Consider the following 18,161-nt stretch of genomic DNA (forward strand, 5'->3'; position numbering starts at 1 on the left):
TATACTATTAATAAAACGGGGAACATACCTTGAATCTGGCGAACAAACAAGCTTTAAGGGTGGCTTTGGTGACCGGGGGTGGCCGACGCATTGGCGCGTCCATTGTTAAAGCTTTGCATGGGGCAGGTTTTGATGTGGCCATTCATTGCCATCATTCATTGCCGCAAGCAAAGGCTTTGGCGGAGCAACTGAATTTAAGGAGGGCCCACAGTGCCTGCGTCATTCAGCAAAATTTGCATGAGGCTGATGCGGCCAAGCAATTAATAGACAAAACCATTAGCTGGAAGGGAAGGCTTGATGCCATCATTAACAATGCTTCCATGTTCGCAGCAAGCGACTTTGGAGAAGATCAGCATGAACTCTGGGAGGCTATGTTTCGGCTCAATGTCCAACTTCCCTTTCTGTTAAGTTGTGCCGCCTACCCCTTTTTAACTGTATCTAGGGGCATAATCATTAACATTACTGACATTCACGCTGAAAAGCCACTCAAAGGCTACTCTGTGTATTGTCAAACTAAGGCTGCCTTATTGATGCAAACCAAATCGTTAGCTCGCGAGTTTGCTCCGGAGATTCGCGTAAACGCTGTCGCTCCCGGTGCAATTATTTGGCCAGAGCATGAGAATGCATTAAGCCCGGACAAGCAACAGCAGATTATTGCAAGCACTCCACTTAAGCGCCATGGCAATCCAGACTTCGTTGCACAAGCAGTAATCGCTTTACTGGAAAATCCTTACATCACCGGTCAGGTTCTAAATGTTGATGGGGGAAGAAGCATTGTCTAATTGCGGCATAAATTGTTTCTAAATGCGCTCAGTGCTCCCTCCCTACAGAACTATGCACAAACTTATCCACAGAAATTGTGGATAAGAAACCACTGGTTAATCGTCATAATGCTAAGGAAAATAAGGATTTTTTGAGGAAAGAAGGAAAACAGTAAAATGAAATTTGAAAATTTATCCACAGATAATTTTTCAGGAGAAACATTTACTGGGTCGAAAATCATAGCTTATAAAATTCTAAAAAAACAGTCTTGACAGAGTCTTTTTTAAAAGAAAACTATTTGTTTTAAGAACCGTTCAATACTGCTTAAGCAGTCCAGTGCATAAAATTGCTGCAGCTGCTCTGCACTGAGCCAAGGTTTAAAATAGTATCGAAACAAGGATTTGCTCTGCAGCATGGCCTTGTAATCGTCTTCGAGGTCAGCCAATGCCTGCAGGTGCGACAGAAAAAGGTTTTTTAAAGTTGTTTCATCCACTGTAATTTTTTCTGAATTCAGCAATTCCTGGTAAAGCCAAGGCTTTCCGGTACCCGCACGACTAATCATATAAGCATCGCAGCCGCTTTCATGTTGCGCCGTTGCAAGACTTGCTTGATCAGCAATGTCACCGTTGGCAATAACGGGAATGTTGAGAATTTGTTTTATCCTGGCTATCTGCTGAAGATTAACCGGTTGGTCGTAATCTTGTGTCCAATGCCGACCATGAACAATAAGGGCATCGGCGCCAGCTTCCTCGATTTGTTTTGCCAGCTGCGTGTCTGCTAAATCTCCTTGAAGGCGGATTTTAACGGTTAAAGGAATTGAAATACGGTTCCTGACTGCAGCAACAATCTGGCAGAGTTTTGATGGTTCGGCAAGCAATGCACTTCCAGCCCCTTTTTTGCGAATTTTAGGTTTTGGACAGCCGCAATTGAGGTCAATGAGATCAGCCCCAAGGGCTTCCAGACGAACAGCAGCTTGGGCCATGAGCTGGGGATCGCTGCCAGCTATTTGATAGCAAAGAAGTTTTTCTTGTTCTGCACGAAAAAGATAACGAGAATGACCGTGATGCTTGTATAATACATCGTGAGCTGAGAGCATTTCAGTAACGCAGTAAGCCGGTGCCTGGTAGTGCGAGAATAACGCACGAAAAGGGGCGCAGCTGAAACCAGCCAAAGGACCCTGAATAAGACGACTCGCTAAATTAAGGTTTCCCAGCTGAAAAGGCTTTTGAAAAAGGCGGGTCATGGTTGAATTTCTATCAGTCATTTTGGGCAGCTGCATTATAGGTTAATTGACCCTTTTTTTTAATTGAATTAAGTGAGTAAAAAATATCATTATGGATAAAAAAAGTCTTTCCCCATTGGAACTGATAAAAATTGCCACGGAACATGCTTACTGCGCACAGCATCTGCTGCAGCAAAATGCCGAGGTTGCAGGTTCTGGGCATGAAATGGTTGATGCTTTAATGCCCATTGCTTCACTCATGTATACTGCCTTTGAATTAACACTAAAAGCTTGTTTATTGCAGGATCACAAAAAAATTGGACCGCCAAAACGGCTGATGGAATTGGTGGACCTAAACAGTGAACTGGACATGTCGGCTCAAGACAAACAATTGATTAAAAGCCTGGCCAAGCAACAAGCTTTCCGCAAAGGTTTGGATTATGAGCTTTGGGATGATCGTCAACAATTGCATGTGTTTTGCAGCCAAATTCTGGACGTGTATGAGCGCTTGCAGCATTTAATTCCCATCGAGTTGCAGAAAATTTATCAATGACTCTTGGGGGAGCTTAGCTGTGAAAGAAAGCGAACCTCTCCCGCATGGGAAGGGTCTGGCCAGGCTAGAACAAAGTCACAATCTGTTGCTTTCTCTGTGGCAGTCGCAACAATCGGGTTCGGCATAAAAAAATATTTAAGCGGCATTAGCAGTTGGAATTCAGGTTTTGGTGGATTGACTAAGCAAAGGGTCCACAATGGCTTTGTCGCTTGTGCAATCTCGTTATTAATGATTTCTTTCAGCTCATAAAGTTGATGAGGATGGTAAAATCTATGTTCTCGCTCAATTCGACCCGCAATCAAAAACAAAAGGCTAAGCCCGAGGCTGATTACGGATAATGCTTTACCCCTCCTTTGAAACGTGTCCTCTGGTACCGAATCCAGGGTTAAAAAAATAAGCATGCAAAGCCAGGGAAGGCACAGCATATTAAAATAGCGGTGAAAAGACAGGACTTCGATGGTGCTATGGCCAAGATCAAAGGCGATAGCCTCCAAAGCAAACAACATCAAGAGATAAATCGCGGCAAAGAGGGTAAAAACCGCCATTAGATTGCGAATGTTTTTTTTCGAATTTACATCCTGGCTTAGACGATAGGCTAAGCCAAAAAGGATTATATAAATGGCAAGATAGGGGAGTTTAAGCAGGTAATCGAAGTTCGCCAGTAAAATTGCTTTCAGATAAAGCCATTGTGCCGGCTGATAATAGCTATTAAACGGGTTAAAGACTAAGCTTGCGCTATGTAGACTTAATTGCGGTGCAAAACTGTGAAAATGCTGTGCCTGAATATAGTGTTGCCATAGCAGTTTGTTCCCTAATACAGCAAGAGTTGCGGCGACGGCGATGACAACCGTCTTGCGGCTTTTTTTCCTCACAAGCAACAAAGAAATGGCAAGAAAAGCAAAAAACAGCCCAATTTCTTTCATCAAAGAAAGAAACACAATGGGCAAAAAAACTTCTTTTGTGGCCTCTTTTTTATAAATTAACCAGCAAATGGCAAATAGATAGGCCGCCACATAAGCATCAACCTCCATGCGCGCAAAAACGCTTCCATAGGAAAAGCTGAATACAATTTCAAAAATACATAAATAAAGAATGGAGCGCAGCAATCGTTTAGGCTCAAAAACAATGAGTAAAGCTGCAATGAAAATGAGGGATTGTGCAAAATAGCCCAGATGCTGAGAATATTGGTTGGCGAGGCGGAAAAGCAGGTAATGAAAACCAGCCATTCCTGGAACATAGCTTAAGAAATTCGCATGAATGTAGTTATCACTGGTCGGGAGCCGATTGAAAACAAATAAGTATTTGCTTATGACCCCCCAATAAGAAAAGTCATCAATACTCCTGAATTTAAGGCCGAGTGTAATAGCAAAGCTAATGACAGCCAGAAGCAGAAAACAAGCAATGCTTAAAGCATCTTCCTTATCAAAAGGTTTCTGTGACAGTTTACCCAGTAGGGCAATCAGAAAAATGGAAAACCCGCTGGCTAAAAGGCTGGCGGCAAGCCACGCAGGGGCAGCTGAAAAAAAACCATAAAAGATGGTAATGCTTAAAAAAGCAATGGCATTGAACAGCCCTACAGAAAAACTACTGTTTAAGATTTTTTTAAATACAAAAGCCCAACCCATTACAATCAGGCAAAATATGAAACAAAGTAGGACTATCATTCTGCTCACAGCTATTCATGTGGTAATTGGCAGGCTCAGCAGATTCTAATCGCAAACAGGGGAGCCAAGCCGGGAAAAAACCTGTATGCTTACCTTATTTGCCTAAGATTTGCAAAGGCTTGTACAGCCATACAGGATGCTATTGCCATGTTGGCCAATTATCCAGTTTTAATAATTCCTGCTTATAACCCGGATAGGAGACTTCTGCAATTGTTGCAGGCGCATAGACAATTAAAATGTCCACAGCCTTGCATTATCGTTGATGATGGCTCAAAAGCTGAGTGCCAATCTTTGTTTCAGGAGTTTGAACAGCTAGGATGCATTGTATTGTCTCACCCAAAAAATTTGGGAAAAGGCGCTGCACTCAAAACCGCCATGAATTATTACCTCGAAAGGTTGTCTGAGTCTTTTCCTGGAGTGATTACTGCTGATGCGGATGGCCAACATAGTCTTGAGGACATTTTACTTCTGAGCCAAAAATTCCGCGAAGAACCATTAAAACTCCATCTTGGCGTACGTCGACTCGGAAACAAAGAAGTGCCCTTTCGCAGCCGATTTGGTAATAACCTGACCAAATTCTTGTTTAATTTACTTACAGGAAGTCAAATTACGGACACCCAAACGGGTTTAAGAGCCATTCCCCTGGAATTAACTCAATATTTAGTTGCCAATTCCGGTTCCCGATATGAATTTGAGTTTGAAATGTTTTTTACCGCCAGGGAGCATCATATCCCAATTCAAGAAACACTTATTGACACCATCTACATTGAGAACAATAAAGGCTCACATTTCCACCCTGTATGGGATTCTTTGCGGATCTATTTCATCTTTTTACGTTTTTGCTCGGCATCAATGTGTTCTTTCCTGCTGGATTTTGGTCTGTTCTCAATGTTTTATTATTTTTCAGCTAAGCCAGCATGGTCGGTTTTTACAGCAAGATTAATTTCTTCGCCAGTCAATTTTTTTCTTAACAAGAATATTTCCTTCAGATCGAATAAAAAATTGCTGCCTGCGAGTATGCAGTATTTCACTCTGGTAATCGCAACGGTTATTCTTTCGTACTATCTGATGATCGGGATTAACTCTCTTGGTATAAATCTTTATATCAGTAAGATAGTGGCAGAAAGCTTAATTTATTTATTCAGTTTTGCAGTTCAATATTTGCTGATTTTTACCAGGAAAAGAGATTTTTAATGCATCCAACGATAAACCACAGCAAACGCCATAAATCTTACTGCTGTATGGTTGCCCCAGATTATGGCTACAATGGTTGCATTACTAAAACCTGTAACGCAAGGGTGGCAGGATAAGCTAGAAGAGTGGCCGGATTATAAATCTTTTGCCAGCCATATGAATCTAGATTGTCTTTTCCATAGAGGGTATGTTTTCTTCCAATCCATCCAAAATACCGCCCGCAGCACAAAGGCTTTCTGCAAACACGTTTAATGTCCTATAAGATTCTGTTTTATTATTGAAAAAAGTTCCGATATAGCCCCGTGTGGAATAAATTTCGGTACATACAGCAGGTATAACAGTAAGTCCAGCGATAATACCAGCCATTCCTTTTAGGCACAGGAGAAGTGCTTTCAATACAGGGTTTAATTCATTATACCATTTAGCCCAGCCACGGAATTTGGCAAACTCATCTTTAGAATTTTCTATTGCATCCAGACAAGTTTGCTTAAACTGTTTAAAACTGGTTTGTGAAACAGGATTGTTAAAAAATTGATCACGAGCCTCAATCAATGTAGAACGTAATAGCTGGGCAATATCCGCTACCTTTGAATAACTGGGATCATAATCCTCATTCTGCATTCCATTGTCGTAAGCTTCCCTACCCTTATCAATTAACGCATGCAATTTATAGTTTAACCTGGTTAGCAAGCGATTAAATTTACGTTCTTCCTCTGATATTGCCAACATCGCTTGAAATTGTTCTTCAGCTTGCGGCAATGCCTTTTGAATCGCATTTTCATCAAAATGTGCCGTTAAATGAGAGCTAACTTCATCGGCTAAACGATCTACTAAAATTGAGAGCCTTTCATCAGTGATTTTATAAAGATTCAGTTTTAATCGCAGTAAAAGAAGAGATTCCAGATTAAATTCCGATAAATCACCTGCTGCCGCAAACAAGGAAGAAGACGTGATGGCCTTTTCAATATCTTCGTCTGTGATAATAACTGCATAAATTGTTTTATAAATATTGTAAAACCGGTGTTCATCATCGGAAGAACTGTTTGGGTATTTATCTTCTATGGCCCTAACAATATTGGCAATTTGGATTAGTTCTGGATTTGACGTAGACGGCTCGCAATCCCAAAGGCCGAATTCCAGGCTTGAGCGCTTCTTACCATCTTCAAAGACCATGTTGCTTGTATGGCCTGGGCGAAAGACGCATTTGAGGGCCTTGCCTTGCAAGGGATGCAATGCACCCACTGATTCGAGTACCATGTACTCAATGATGTCAAATTCTTGAAGTTGTTCTTCTGGGTACAATAAACCGGCTTGGCGCAAGCGTTTATTGATGAGCTTATATAATGGCATTTATTGGCTCAAAATGGCTATTCAGGGTTAAATTATATCTAGATAGCCTTAACTTAAAATTAAGTGCTCCCATAGAACGGTTATTTATGAAATTATCTCGAGATGAGAAGGAGATAATAATTGCAAAGCCCCTAGGCTTTTCCACCCCTAGTGTTTTCAAAACTTATAATCGAGAACATCAGCCCCGGAATATGACTGCTATTGTTCCACCAATAAATTTTTAAAAATAGCAAACTAGGCTCAGGAATATTAATTCGGATTGATTAACTGCAGGAAATAAGCAAAATGCGGGTATTCCTTGCAACATCGATCCAATTGCTTCTTGCCAGTTGCTTTCACAATGCAGCGAGCGTTAGGGGCGAAATCGATAAGAGTGGATACGATTGCATTATCAGGAGCATTCCTTTCAAGCAATTGCCTGACTTGGGAGTCAATAAGTTGAATGAATTCTTTTTCATGTTCTGACAAATTTGAGCATGAAGAAACCTGCAGTGTGCTGCCACTGCGATCATGTGTCTTTCTCATAAATTAAATAATGGGCGGGCGCATTTCAACCACAAGATGATTTTCCAGGAGTGTTCTCATAAAATGATAAATGTCCATGCATTGAATTGGGTTGAAAGCTGCATACCAGCTTGTTTGAATACAGGAGCAGTTGTTATGGTTGTGGCTATGGTTTGCGACGGGGCGAAGCGAGTAGTCTATCTTTTAGATAGACCACCGCCTCAACAGAAAAGATACTGTTAAATCAACATGTAATTTAAATGACAGTTATATTCTCTGCCTGAAGGCCTTTTGCACCTTGGGTGACTACGAATTGTACTCTTTGACCTTCGGCAAGGGTTTTAAAACCAGGGCTTGAAATTTCTTTAAAGTGAGCAAATACATCCGGACCGGAATCTTGCTCGATAAAACCAAATCCTTTGGCATCGTTAAACCATTTAACAACTCCACATACTGTTTTAGACATATACATCCTTAAGATTTTATTTAAAATACCTTTACAGGCGACTTTAGCGGGAAAGGTCAAGAATTAAAAACTACAGAACGAAGGATTAAGTAAATATTAAACAACGATTTGAAGAGTATTAAATTTAGACATTTTTCTAGCTGGCTTCAGCATACTACTATTTTTCCAAACAAGCAAACTTTAGTTTAACAATCCTGTTCATCTTTAACTATTTTATAAACTCAACGCAATGACCTGGGTAGCTTAGCCATCAAAAATTTTGCATAACAAATATACAATGGTTGGCCTCTGGGTTTAAAACATTACTGTCATGCACTTACTTTACATAGATTGACTAAGAAGTTGATTGAACCCCATTTAAATGCAATTAAAAAGAAATAGCTCAAGCAGAACGAAAAATTGAATTAATCCAATTACTAACAACAATTTGCAGCGGGGAACAATTTTGGTTAACAAAGTTAAGCACTGTCCAAAATTTGAAGATAAATTACCGGATGGCATAAGAAAAATAAGAAACATATTAGTTCAGTCTAACTAAAACTAAGTATACAGGTCTTAAAAATACTATTGCAGTCGCTAAATACAAACATAGCGTGTATTTCGCCTGGGCGCACTCGTTTTTTAGAGGACGAGATTCAACAGCCAATCAGTTCTATCGACAAATAGCTGAATTAGATTGGAATAAAATTGATTTAGAACCCTCCTATACCCCAGCAGTTATCACCCGCCTTAAAGATATGTTTAATATTTCTTCTCAAAGTCCCGGGAATCAATTGTAAAATGCAATTCGGCTTAAACAAGGACATGGGATAGTTGATTTTCCTAAAAAATAGGATGGCATTTTATAACTCAGTCGTTAAGATAGTAGTTAGTGGTAATGGAATACCAATTTTCAAACGCATTTTATGAGGCTGATCCCATGATTGCTTCAACACTTAATTTCAACTGGGTAGAGGGAAATTTGGCCGTTGGAGGCCGTTTTCCCATGGAGGCTGCTGAGGAGCTTGCGCAGAAAGAAGGCATAAGAGCCATCGTCGATCTACGGATGGAAGCTTCTGATAATGAAGACATTCTTCAACGGCATGGCATTTCATTCCTTCGTTTACCGACTGAAGATCGCTGTGCCATCGCCGCACCAATGATTAATGATGGTGTAGAGTGGGTTCGAAATCGGCTTCATGCGGGCACTAAGGTCCTGATTCACTGTGAACATGGCATTGGTCGAAGTGCGCTTCTGGCTTTATGTACACTGGTTTCAGAAGGGATAGAACCTCTTGATGCTATGGAAAGGCTTAAGAAAGCCAGACCTGTAGTTTCTCCTGCACCTGAGCAGCTAGAGGCTTTTCGCGGTTGGATAGAACACTGGCCGTATGCTAAGACTGCCTTCAAGGTTCCGAGTTTCGAAGCCTTATCATACATCGCTTATGCTCACTTGAGAGCGTCGTAATGCTTGTGTTTGGAGACCATGATGAGGTCTTTAATGCCAGAGAGAGAGTTATTTGTATACAATTAGCCTTAGCGGAAGCAAGGCTGAGGCGCGGAATACATCGCCATAGTTTATTGGTTCAGTCTTTAATTGACGCAGGACAGCTCTGGCAGGCACTTGAAGACAATGCGAATGAATGCATTGAGGACATAGCCCAGATCTCCAAATGGACAATGGAAATTGCAAAAGCGGTGGTCCACAGCTGGAACTCATGTTTTCGCGAGGTTATTGCCATTAGGAGTGGGCCCAAGCTCTCTTGTGATCTGATTTGTAAAGCGCGAGTTCCAGAAGGATTTCTTCATTATGCCCTTTACATTGAAGCCTATTTGGAGGCAGCAAAACAACTTCCTCAAGGCATATGGCACGTTGTAGGAATTCGAAGCATTGGAACCACACTCGCTGCTGTCGTTGCTGCCGTTCTTAAATCCTCGAACCTGATTACGGTACGTCCGAGCGGCAAACCGTATAAGCGTAAACTCAGCCCGCAAGACATCGAGCGCTTGCCACAAGATGCCATGGTTGCCGTGGTTGATGAAGGCCCCGGACTTTCGGGAAGTACTTTTCTAGCAGTTAGCCAAGCGCTCAAGGACAGGGGCTGCACGGTCTTCCTTATTCCAAGTCACCCCAATCCCCCTGGCCGAGCGGGCAATATTAATTCACAGGCCAAATGGGAGTCTACTTGTCGAGTACCGGCAGATAGCCTTGCTGTGCTTGAGGGGATGGGCCAGTCTGAACGGGCCCTTAAGCAATGGGTTGAGGAGCAAGTCGGCCCAGTGCTTCATTTCAAAGACGTTTCATGTGGGCGCTGGAGAAAGCAGTTTTATATTTCGGATGAGTCAATTATTGAATCACTGGATAGCTCGCTTTGCTTTATGGCAAGCACGGACAAACAAAAATGGCTGGTGAAATTTTGTGGGTTAGGACGTTGGGGAGAACACCGATACCAGTTGGCAAAGCGTTTAGGAGAACATGGATGGACTCTTGAAACGATTGCTCTGGTGCACGGCTTTAGCCTTATTTCCTGGCCAGACAAGGCTTGTGCTTACACAGGGAATGATTCTGATTTTCCACGCAGCAAAGCCATTGTACGAGCAGCGGAATATTTGGCATTCAGGGCTCAATACTGCCATCCCCCCGAGGGTATACGCGGTGCAAGTCTTCAAGTACTTTGGAATATGGTTAAAACAAACGTTAATATAGCTTTAAATTCAATTCCAAAGGTTCTTTTAGACACAGAGAGCTGGCTTACCTCTCTTGAGCCTGAGGTAAGCCCCATCGCTCAAGACGCTCGGCTGCAGCCATATGAATGGCTCATCACTGAAGACGAATGCCTGATTAAGATGAATGCAACTGATTGCCATTTGGGACATGATTTAATAGGACCGCAGGATATTGCTTGGGACATAGCAGGTCTTGAGACTGAGTGGCAATTAACTGTTGATGAGTCCAATGTCGTTCAAGAAATTATTTTTAATCGGACAGGACGACGGAGGACACAGGAACTTCTAAGCATTTATCGAGTTGCCTACCGCGCATTTCGAATGGGGCAACTTTGGATGGGCACCGAGAATTCAGGATGCCAAACGGAAACAGGCAGGTTTCTTAAAGCCGCAACTAAAAGGATGCAGGCTTCATTGGTACTCGCGATAGAGGACTGGGCAAAGAGTCGATGTTAATGTCGCGACAGCATAAGATTTCACTATTTATTCATGAATAATAGCTGAAGCCTTCCTTTGAAACTGGGCTATGCTTAACAAGTGGTTTCTTACTTATAGGTTCAATTATGAAACGGCCTTCTGCAAATTCAATGAATAATAAAAATAAAGAAAAAACGCTGAAAAAAGAGGATTTAAAAAATATCTCTGGGGGTAGTGAAACAACGAAAGGCCGGCTCCACCCTCCAAATTTGCCAAACCCTCCCTGGACTCGAAAATAGAGTTAAAAAATCGAACATTAAAGTTGATCTGGCTTGGGATTAGAATTATCCCGAATGGCTCTTCGCTGCTAACCCCGCAATGTGGGTAAAAATGCCCATGGCATAATTTTAAGAGAGGTTTAGTATTCCAATTTTTTAATGCTTGGGATGAGGCAATGAAATTTATTGGTAAAGAAGAGGATGTAACTGTTCCATTAAAGAAACTGAATGTGTCACTAAGTGCTGGAAATATTCTTGAAGTCCCAAAAATAGCCGCCGATGAGGCGATCGTATGTGCTGTTAACATGACCGGGATTAAAGGTAAGGCTGAATTGTATCTTTGTGAAAATTTAGAAGACATGCAGCAACTGCAAAATAAAGCAGACTTAGGGATGGTTTTAGGCATCGATTGGTATACTGTAAAAAAACCGCCGACACTGGCTGCAAAAGTGGATATCACCGGATTAGATAAAGGTTCTGTTTTACTGGCTTTAGTGAACAATGCAAGAAAAAGCCCTGCCGTACAATATGTAACGTCTCAATTTCCATCTTCCTCCCAGATACTCGAAACTTTTGATTTGGTGGAGGCAAATAAAGTATTGCTAAAGAATGCAGTAATTGGCTACGTAGGGCCTGTGAATATAAAAATGAATTTTAAGGAAGACGTACTCCATGCTGGAATTTATAATCAAACACATTGTGTGCCAGGCAGTAGCTGTTTAAGTGCAGACAAGGTCATCACCGAGCTTAGGGATAAAACTAGGAAAGCAGAAGTAAGCTTAGTTCAGCCATTTACCATGTGGCCTCGTGGAAATAAGAATTCAAACTCCGCAAAGAGGGCAGATTCCTCACCGGAAAATGACAGCAATGAGTTTGGTTTTAAGAAAGGCTTTTTAAACTAATTTAAGCAAAAAGTGGTTCTCATCTGCTGTCTCAAGAGCAGATGAGATTCATGGCCTTTATCGTCATAAGACTTCAACCTGTTCCAGACTGTTGTTAAGGTTGGTTTTGCCGGTTAGCAAAATAGATCAGGTATTTAAGGCTTTAAGGAGTTGGATTCTTCAACGTCTGAAGCATTCGGTTTTGCCTGATTTAAGAAACTTAAAAAAGGTTTCTTTCGATAATGGAAAGCCACAGGAGAGTGGCGCCAATGCGGATCAAAATCCTCGAGTGGTTTTGGCCATATAGTTTCTAATTTTTCGGCTAATTCATAAACTGCTTTATACTCCTGCTTAATGTTTTCTTCAGGAAGGTTTGCATGCTGGGCCATTTCATTACTTTTGGGCATGAATAATTCCTTAAATCGTTTCATGAAGAGTATTTCAGGGTGAATACATGATTCAAGAAGCTTTGGAAGAATAGTTAGTACAATTGCCAGCCTTTCTTTTTTAGTCTGCCAACTCTAGGCATAAAGGCCCTGATATGGAATAATTATTGCCCAAATGCAATATTATTTGTCTATTATTATGAAAATAAAAGCAATTTTTTTAATGTTCTCTATGGTCCTTCCAGCTGCTTTGTTTGCTTCTACGGCAGCTTGTCCGTTATCGAACGGAATCAATGTGCTTACCAACAAACGAATTTTAAATATTTGTAAACAAGGTACTGTTGTTAAGGCTTTTAAAGTAGCTCTGGGATACAAAGGCGTTGGGAAAAAACGCGCAGGCGATAATAAGACGCCAATTGGTTTATACGGATTAGCACACCCAAGAAAATCCAGTCAGTTTAAAGTCTTTATTCCCATTCTTTACCCCACTTCAAAACAATTGGCCGCGGGATATACCGGTAGGGATGTAGGGATTCACGGCCCCACCCAAACCCCCAGTTTGTTTGGCTGGTTAAACCATTTACCCTACTCCACACGTGGATGCATTGCTGTAGGTAAAAATAACCAGATTGAGTACGTCGCTAATTGGCTAAAAGCCAATCCTGGGGCCAGGGTTTTAATCATTTAATTTAAACGAAATTGAGGCTGATTTCTCCAGGGAGGAATAACCCATACTCACCTCAAACTAAATAGAAAAGACAGGACACTTGGCAAGCTAATAGATGGTGAATCAAGAATTGCTTCCCAAAATGAAGATCGCAATTGCTACAGGTGATTGGTTGTAGGTAAAATTCCCATTTTAATCAAATCTGCGTCTTGCCTACTATTCATCATAGGCCAACAGTTTTATTACATAAGATAAATGCATACCAATCCCTCAAACCAGGCGTTATCACCCTTTATCAGCCTTCCCCATGAATTAAAAGTCTTAATTGTCCTGTTTTTATCCGAAAGCGATTGGTTTTCCCTGCGCCTGGTCAATTCGGCATGGAAATCCGCAGTAGCCGCTGTGGCAAAAATTCACTTAGACACGGTGCAGCGGCAGTTCACTCAATTGTTGGCGACCGATTTCGATTTGTTGTATAAGGAGCTCATGGAAAGTTTGGCGCACACATTCGCCGATAAAGACACGACCAATACAGTTAAAAAATTGATGGCAATGGGTGAATCCCTTGCAAAATTGGAAGAACCATTGGCTAAACTTCTATTCCTCACCGAGAATTTAGAACATTTAGATAGGGATTTATCCACTCCTTTCACCGATACTTCACTAAATCTTATTGTTCCTCTTATTTTTCCTAGAAGAAATGAGATAAGAAAGGTCATTCAACCGACTCTTGAAATTTGCCAGCAATTTAGCCAATCTTACTGGTTTCAAAACACCCTGACTTATAGTGAATTGTGCCCCGTACATCAGGTGGCGCGAACAGTTAGCCAAGCCCGCTCTAAAGTAAGAGAGCTAGAAAGGAAGAATGCTCCTGACATTGAAACCCCTCTGCGATTACCACTTTTGAAAGATAATCCTGAGGAAAGCTGTCGTATGCCTGTGAGCTTTTCCCTGTCCTTTTTCCCAAAAATCAAGTTGACGCCTCCTACTCTGAGTCCGCGAAAGCAGACAAAAGAAAAAGAAGAGCAGAAATCAGTTCCTAGTCCTGGGTGCAGGGAGTGAATACCCTGGTTCAGCAAGGCATCATTAAACTATCCTTGATAAAAATGAAAGGGCTGGTCTTTACCACATTGGCCTCTGTTTAAATGCCAGATTACCCCGCTAAATTAACTCATTGCATTTTCAGGAGTTTGAAGTTAGCCTGTAAATTCAAGGGCAACTTGATTAAGACAATCAATAGTGAATTAAGGAGAGGATATGAAGGGAAGCTACCCGGCTTGGAATTATTATTTACGTCACTCAGTCACCCCCCCGTTTACTTTCTGGCAGCATGCAATCCAGTTAAATACTCCCTGACAAGATAAAGGAACAAACTTTTTGCCGGCATTAATGCCTAGCCTGTATTTCGGGCTAAGTTAATGAGAGCTGGTTATTTTTCCAGCATTTAAGATGAACTGCTGGTAACGAGCAACCATTGGAACATTAAACGGAATTCATTTTATGACACTGATACGCTCTTGTTGTACTGCAATTTGTAGCTTGCTATTGCTGTTTTCTGCTCATTGCGCTTACGCGCTTGAGAATTTGGCATTACACGCTCGCGTCTGGGCGAGTACGGAAGGATTGCCAGCCAGCAATGCTGTAGACGGCGATCTCAAAACGAGATGGGGCTCAATCATGGGGATAGATCCTTCCTGGATTGCAGTTGACCTTGGTGCAGCCCGCCCCTTATCCAAGGTAGTAATCCACTGGGAGGCTGCCAATGCTGAAATTTATGAAGTACAAGCTTCAAATGATGCTAAGGATTGGAAAACCTTGGTAAGCAAAACAGGCGGCCTTTTTGGTAATCGCACCGACACGATTGATGTGTCCGGAAATTATCGCTACCTACGAATTTATGGAATTAAACGCAGTAAAGGCAATAGCTGGGGATACTCGATATGGGAACTGGAAGTTTATGGCAATGAAGAGCCGAATCCCCCTGAAAATTATGACCCTTTATTTACGGATACTACGGTCTTAGAACCGGATACTGTCATCAATACTCCTTCTGCTTTAATTACCCGTTTTGCTGATCGGGCTCGTGACAGGCATGCTCGGGAAGATCAGTTCCATGCTTATGATCACTATTTAAGTTTTTACTGGGAACATCGGACTGCACAAATTGAAATTGTGGATGAAATTGCCAAAGGTGGGAATAAAATTGTTTTTAATGTCAGAACAGAGTGGCCATTGAGCGCTCCTGAATTCCGAGCCTTTTATCGTGGTATAAACACGGTAGCGGAGTATTGGCATAACGTACTTATGAGCAGAAATCCAGCTGATCGCCTGCAGTATCAAACTACAGTAACTTACAATGCGAAAGAAAATCGGGCGATTCGCATAGGGGATCGGATGGAAATTGAAATCAGCCAATTCCTGGATAATCCTCCCAATGGCCGTGCCAATTATTACGGCACAGCATTTTTGTACATTGTTGGTCAAGGATTGGTTCCATGGGAGGCACACGGTGTGTTTGGGGACCCGAACAGCGAACGTGAAGATTCTTATCCCATAGCCGTGAATGCGCGCCTTGGTGGAATGACTACTGTCCATCATCAATACTCAAATGAGCCTGCCGATCTGTTTAAACAAATGGCCACTAATACCTCTAATATTAATGGACAACGTTTCATGTTGGGCCGAAGGGTTCATCATACCGATGTAGGGGACGGCTCTCACCATGAACAGCCCAATCCTTCCTTTCCAGCTTTAGCCAATAAGCTTGGCAATAATTACATCAATCGTTCTTGCATCAGCTGTCATGCTGGAAATGGAAGGGGGCTTCCACCAGCTCCTGGCAACATCCTTAGCAATTACACGGTCATGGTTGCTGATGCTAATGCTAATCCTCATCCCAAACTAGGATCCATACTGCAGTCACGCTCTTTGCAAGGACAACCTGAGGCGACCATCCGCTTACAAGCTTGGACTGAGCAAGCTGGATTGCGAAAGCCTGTATACAGTTATACCGGAGTGACTCCAGAACGAGTTTCACCCCGAATTGCCACCCAACTTGTGGGAATGGGATTGCTTGAAGCCATTCCTGAAACGGCCATCATCGCTTTAGCCAATGCAAACAATGCCAACGGTTTGTCGGGTCGTGTGAATATCGTTAAAGATTTAGTCACAGGCCAACCCCGGGTAGGCCGATTCGGCTGGAAAGCTGGCAAAGCCACAGTAAAACAGCAGGTTGCGACAGCTTTCCTTGATGACATGGGGGTCACCAATTCCATCCTTACTGAACCGGATTGCGGTTCGCAGCAAAGCAATTGTGGGCCTTCAGGTTCGGTATTAAGTGATGAGTATTTAGATGCGCTAACAACCTATGTGTCGTTATTGGGTGTAAGGGCCCAAAGAAACTCAGAAGATCCTGTCGTTAAGGAGGGTGAGCGATTGTTTGGTCAAATTGGATGTTCTGGATGTCACAATCCAACCTTTACAACCAGTCCTTATCATCCAAATGCTGAATTGCGCAATCAGACTATTCATCCTTATACCGATCTGTTACTCCACGACATGGGACCAGAGCTTGCAGACAATTTAGGTGAAGGGCAAGCTTCTGGTTCTGAATGGCGTACGGCACCTTTATGGAACATTGGTTTAACCGCAGGAGTTAGTGGTGCTGAGGCTTATCTGCATGATGGCAGGGCACGCACGCTTAACGAAGCCATCATGTGGCACGGCGGTGAAGGCAGCGCGAGCCGTACCGCTTACAGCAATTTATCCATTAATTCCCGCAACGCCATTTTGGCGTTCTTGAAATCACTATAATCGATACGAGGCTCGGGTAGAATGCAGTACCCGGGCCTTTAAATTCAATCGCTTAGCAGGACTGAAATGTACTGTATCTCCAACGCAGTTTAATACCTAAGATTTCCAATCCTTAAGGCTGTTCTTGATCTTTTTCCAGCTTGTGGCCATCCAGAAAGCGTGCATTACGGTCCTTGTCTTGTTTTTCCAGCTGTTTTTCTTGTTTTGTTCTCCCAAATTTAATCCGGTTCTCAGTCGATTTTTTTTCTTTTTCCAGACGAATTTTAGCCTTTCTTTTTTTATTAAAATTAATAAGATCTGCCATGGTACCCCCAAAAACCTGTTTTAGAAAAATATAAGCCAACCCAGAATAAAAATCATCTAGGTAAAGTAATCAAAGACGTCTAACATCAAAAGGATAAAAACGAAGCAATACATTCTTTAATTCTGGTATTCTGCAACATGCAATGTGTTTCTGAAGTTAGCAAAATTAATTGAAAGAGGTCTGGTAATGAATCGTTATACCGGTAAATGTTTATGTGGCTCTTGTCGATATGTCATTACGGGGGATAAGCCAAAGGCAATGTACTTATGCCATTGCAGTCGTTGTAGAAAGGAAACGGGTAGCATTCACGGGGCAACTGTGTTCTTTAACAATGCCCTCCTATCCTGGGAAAATGGTCAAGATAATCTCAGTTATTTCAAATTGGCAGGAACAAGGAAGCAACGTGCCTTCTGCAAAATTTGCGGTAGCCCTCTCCCTAGGCAAGAAGGCAATTCTCATGTGGTTTTACCTGCAGGTACAATGGATGATGACAGTTCTCTAGAACCAACAGCGCATATTTACTATGCAAGCCGTTCATCTTGGGAGGACAAATTAGCAGGCTTAGAGCGATTTGCCGAGTTACCCGATTGTAGCAAAAGCTGAAAATTCGAAAACTTACTGAATTAGTGCAAGAACTCTAATTCACAAGAAGAATTTGGTAAACCCATTCCTATTATTTTAGCGCTGTCTGTGCTCTGCAGACATAAAATGGTTTAGGTATGGCTACTCTCCACTCAAGCCATACGTTCCCTCCTCAACCTGTGAGCAAAATCACCTTTTTTAGGAGCCTCGGATGGGCCTGTAATTGCTTTAAAATAGAGCATCAATTATTATTGAGGAAAGCTCAAGCTTTGCTGCAAGCATTGCAACAGACCATATGGCTTGCTTCAATGACAGTGCATTGACCCTTTCTGCCAAAAATTTGCATCAACCGCAATTTTTTTAAGCAATACCCCCCTGCTAATGATGATTTTCTGGCAATTGATGATGAATT

At 42.0% G+C, this 18,161-nt stretch carries 17 protein-coding genes; 10 read left to right on the forward strand and 7 right to left on the reverse strand.

Translation table 11 applies throughout. The annotated features are described in order from the left end of the window. Window positions 1–29 precede the first annotated feature (29 nt). Window positions 30–782 carry a pteridine reductase gene (locus EL203_RS00425; protein WP_058471513.1) on the forward strand — a complete coding sequence of 251 codons (753 nt, stop codon included), beginning with the start codon at window positions 30–32 and terminating at the stop codon, window positions 780–782. Window positions 783–1,045: 263 nt separating this feature from the next. Here EL203_RS00425 and EL203_RS00430 read toward each other — a convergent pair whose 3' ends face one another. Next, the gene (locus EL203_RS00430) at window positions 1,046–2,005 is read right to left on the reverse strand and encodes a tRNA dihydrouridine synthase (RefSeq protein ID WP_058472234.1); all 960 of its coding nucleotides are present in this window, start codon (window positions 2,003–2,005) and stop codon (window positions 1,046–1,048) included. A 91-nt stretch (window positions 2,006–2,096) separates the two neighbouring features. Here EL203_RS00430 and EL203_RS00435 point away from each other — a divergent pair, with 91 nt between their 5' ends. Next, window positions 2,097–2,537, forward strand: a complete 441-nt coding sequence (locus EL203_RS00435; RefSeq protein WP_058471512.1) for a hypothetical protein — start codon at window positions 2,097–2,099, stop codon at window positions 2,535–2,537. On the opposite strand, the gene EL203_RS00440 is transcribed toward EL203_RS00435, so the two are convergent. Next, window positions 2,531–4,201: a hypothetical protein gene (locus EL203_RS00440; protein ID WP_126320070.1), complete on the reverse strand. Its 1,671-nt coding sequence runs from the start codon at window positions 4,199–4,201 to the stop codon at window positions 2,531–2,533. The genes EL203_RS00435 and EL203_RS00440 overlap by 7 nt on opposite strands. 147 nt (window positions 4,202–4,348) lie before the next feature. Between EL203_RS00440 and EL203_RS00445 the strand changes: the two genes are divergently transcribed. Further along, window positions 4,349–5,395, forward strand: a complete 1,047-nt coding sequence (locus tag EL203_RS00445) for a bifunctional glycosyltransferase family 2/GtrA family protein (RefSeq protein ID WP_058471510.1) — start codon at window positions 4,349–4,351, stop codon at window positions 5,393–5,395. Window positions 5,396–5,557: 162 nt separating this feature from the next. On the opposite strand, the gene EL203_RS00450 is transcribed toward EL203_RS00445, so the two are convergent. The 3 genes from EL203_RS00450 to EL203_RS00460 all read right to left on the reverse strand — a co-directional run bounded on the left by EL203_RS00450 (window position 5,558) and on the right by EL203_RS00460 (window position 7,715). Then, window positions 5,558–6,745 carry a hypothetical protein gene (locus EL203_RS00450; RefSeq protein ID WP_058471509.1) on the reverse strand — a complete coding sequence of 396 codons (1,188 nt, stop codon included), beginning with the start codon at window positions 6,743–6,745 and terminating at the stop codon, window positions 5,558–5,560. Window positions 6,746–6,994: 249 nt separating this feature from the next. After that, window positions 6,995–7,270, reverse strand: coding sequence for a hypothetical protein (locus EL203_RS00455; protein WP_058471508.1), 276 nt, complete (start codon window positions 7,268–7,270; stop codon window positions 6,995–6,997). Between the two features lie 235 nt (window positions 7,271–7,505). Beyond that, window positions 7,506–7,715 (reverse strand): cold-shock protein, encoded by a 210-nt coding sequence (locus EL203_RS00460; RefSeq protein WP_058471507.1) that lies wholly within the window; start codon window positions 7,713–7,715, stop codon window positions 7,506–7,508. Between the two features lie 919 nt (window positions 7,716–8,634). On the opposite strand from EL203_RS00460, the gene EL203_RS00465 reads away from it, so the two are divergent. The 3 genes from EL203_RS00465 (at window position 8,635) to EL203_RS00475 (ending at window position 12,018) form a co-directional block, all read left to right on the forward strand. Further along, window positions 8,635–9,162 carry a protein-tyrosine phosphatase family protein gene (locus tag EL203_RS00465; protein WP_058472233.1) on the forward strand — a complete coding sequence of 176 codons (528 nt, stop codon included), beginning with the start codon at window positions 8,635–8,637 and terminating at the stop codon, window positions 9,160–9,162. After that, window positions 9,162–10,877, forward strand: a complete 1,716-nt coding sequence (locus EL203_RS00470; protein ID WP_058471506.1) for a phosphoribosyltransferase — start codon at window positions 9,162–9,164, stop codon at window positions 10,875–10,877. The genes EL203_RS00465 and EL203_RS00470 overlap by 1 nt, the downstream gene beginning before the upstream one ends. A gap of 415 nt (window positions 10,878–11,292) precedes the next feature. Next, window positions 11,293–12,018 (forward strand): hypothetical protein, encoded by a 726-nt coding sequence (locus tag EL203_RS00475; protein ID WP_058471505.1) that lies wholly within the window; start codon window positions 11,293–11,295, stop codon window positions 12,016–12,018. Window positions 12,019–12,152: 134 nt separating this feature from the next. On the opposite strand, the gene EL203_RS00480 is transcribed toward EL203_RS00475, so the two are convergent. Next, window positions 12,153–12,404 carry a hypothetical protein gene (locus tag EL203_RS00480; protein WP_058471504.1) on the reverse strand — a complete coding sequence of 84 codons (252 nt, stop codon included), beginning with the start codon at window positions 12,402–12,404 and terminating at the stop codon, window positions 12,153–12,155. Between the two features lie 178 nt (window positions 12,405–12,582). On the opposite strand from EL203_RS00480, the gene EL203_RS00485 reads away from it, so the two are divergent. From EL203_RS00485 to EL203_RS00495, 3 genes are all read left to right on the forward strand, one after another. Continuing rightward, window positions 12,583–13,071, forward strand: coding sequence for a L,D-transpeptidase family protein (locus EL203_RS00485; protein WP_058472232.1), 489 nt, complete (start codon window positions 12,583–12,585; stop codon window positions 13,069–13,071). Between the two features lie 234 nt (window positions 13,072–13,305). Beyond that, window positions 13,306–14,112 (forward strand): F-box protein, encoded by an 807-nt coding sequence (locus tag EL203_RS00490; RefSeq protein ID WP_058471503.1) that lies wholly within the window; start codon window positions 13,306–13,308, stop codon window positions 14,110–14,112. Window positions 14,113–14,550: 438 nt separating this feature from the next. Next, window positions 14,551–16,863: a di-heme oxidoredictase family protein gene (locus EL203_RS00495; protein ID WP_058471502.1), complete on the forward strand. Its 2,313-nt coding sequence runs from the start codon at window positions 14,551–14,553 to the stop codon at window positions 16,861–16,863. 112 nt (window positions 16,864–16,975) lie between these two features. Here the strand turns inward: EL203_RS00495 and EL203_RS00500 are convergent, their stop codons facing one another. Continuing rightward, window positions 16,976–17,167 carry a DUF4169 family protein gene (locus EL203_RS00500; RefSeq protein WP_058471501.1) on the reverse strand — a complete coding sequence of 64 codons (192 nt, stop codon included), beginning with the start codon at window positions 17,165–17,167 and terminating at the stop codon, window positions 16,976–16,978. 186 nt (window positions 17,168–17,353) lie between these two features. Between EL203_RS00500 and EL203_RS00505 the strand changes: the two genes are divergently transcribed. Then, on the forward strand, window positions 17,354–17,770 hold the full coding sequence (locus tag EL203_RS00505) for a GFA family protein (protein WP_058472231.1): 417 nt from the start codon (window positions 17,354–17,356) through the stop codon (window positions 17,768–17,770). The last annotated feature ends 391 nt before the right edge of the window (window positions 17,771–18,161 follow it).

Origin of the sequence: Legionella jordanis, assembly GCF_900637635.1 — a bacterium.
Lineage (GTDB): Bacteria > Pseudomonadota > Gammaproteobacteria > Legionellales > Legionellaceae > Tatlockia > Tatlockia jordanis.

Excerpts from the sequence above, each read along its gene's own strand:
- EL203_RS00430 (WP_058472234.1), bottom strand. The coding sequence starts at position 2,005 with ATGACCCGCCTTTTTCAAAAGCCTTTTCAGCTGGGAAACCTTAATTTA.
- EL203_RS00435 (WP_058471512.1), top strand. The coding sequence starts at position 2,097 with ATGGATAAAAAAAGTCTTTCCCCATTGGAACTGATAAAAATTGCCACG.
- EL203_RS00440 (WP_126320070.1), bottom strand. The coding sequence starts at position 4,201 with ATGATAGTCCTACTTTGTTTCATATTTTGCCTGATTGTAATGGGTTGG.
- EL203_RS00445 (WP_058471510.1), top strand. The coding sequence starts at position 4,349 with ATGTTGGCCAATTATCCAGTTTTAATAATTCCTGCTTATAACCCGGAT.
- EL203_RS00450 (WP_058471509.1), bottom strand. The coding sequence starts at position 6,745 with ATGCCATTATATAAGCTCATCAATAAACGCTTGCGCCAAGCCGGTTTA.
- EL203_RS00455 (WP_058471508.1), bottom strand. The coding sequence starts at position 7,270 with ATGAGAAAGACACATGATCGCAGTGGCAGCACACTGCAGGTTTCTTCA.
- EL203_RS00460 (WP_058471507.1), bottom strand. The coding sequence starts at position 7,715 with ATGTCTAAAACAGTATGTGGAGTTGTTAAATGGTTTAACGATGCCAAA.
- EL203_RS00465 (WP_058472233.1), top strand. The coding sequence starts at position 8,635 with ATGATTGCTTCAACACTTAATTTCAACTGGGTAGAGGGAAATTTGGCC.
- EL203_RS00470 (WP_058471506.1), top strand. The coding sequence starts at position 9,162 with ATGCTTGTGTTTGGAGACCATGATGAGGTCTTTAATGCCAGAGAGAGA.
- EL203_RS00475 (WP_058471505.1), top strand. The coding sequence starts at position 11,293 with ATGAAATTTATTGGTAAAGAAGAGGATGTAACTGTTCCATTAAAGAAA.
- EL203_RS00480 (WP_058471504.1), bottom strand. The coding sequence starts at position 12,404 with ATGCCCAAAAGTAATGAAATGGCCCAGCATGCAAACCTTCCTGAAGAA.
- EL203_RS00485 (WP_058472232.1), top strand. The coding sequence starts at position 12,583 with ATGAAAATAAAAGCAATTTTTTTAATGTTCTCTATGGTCCTTCCAGCT.
- EL203_RS00490 (WP_058471503.1), top strand. The coding sequence starts at position 13,306 with ATGCATACCAATCCCTCAAACCAGGCGTTATCACCCTTTATCAGCCTT.
- EL203_RS00495 (WP_058471502.1), top strand. The coding sequence starts at position 14,551 with ATGACACTGATACGCTCTTGTTGTACTGCAATTTGTAGCTTGCTATTG.
- EL203_RS00500 (WP_058471501.1), bottom strand. The coding sequence starts at position 17,167 with ATGGCAGATCTTATTAATTTTAATAAAAAAAGAAAGGCTAAAATTCGT.
- EL203_RS00505 (WP_058472231.1), top strand. The coding sequence starts at position 17,354 with ATGAATCGTTATACCGGTAAATGTTTATGTGGCTCTTGTCGATATGTC.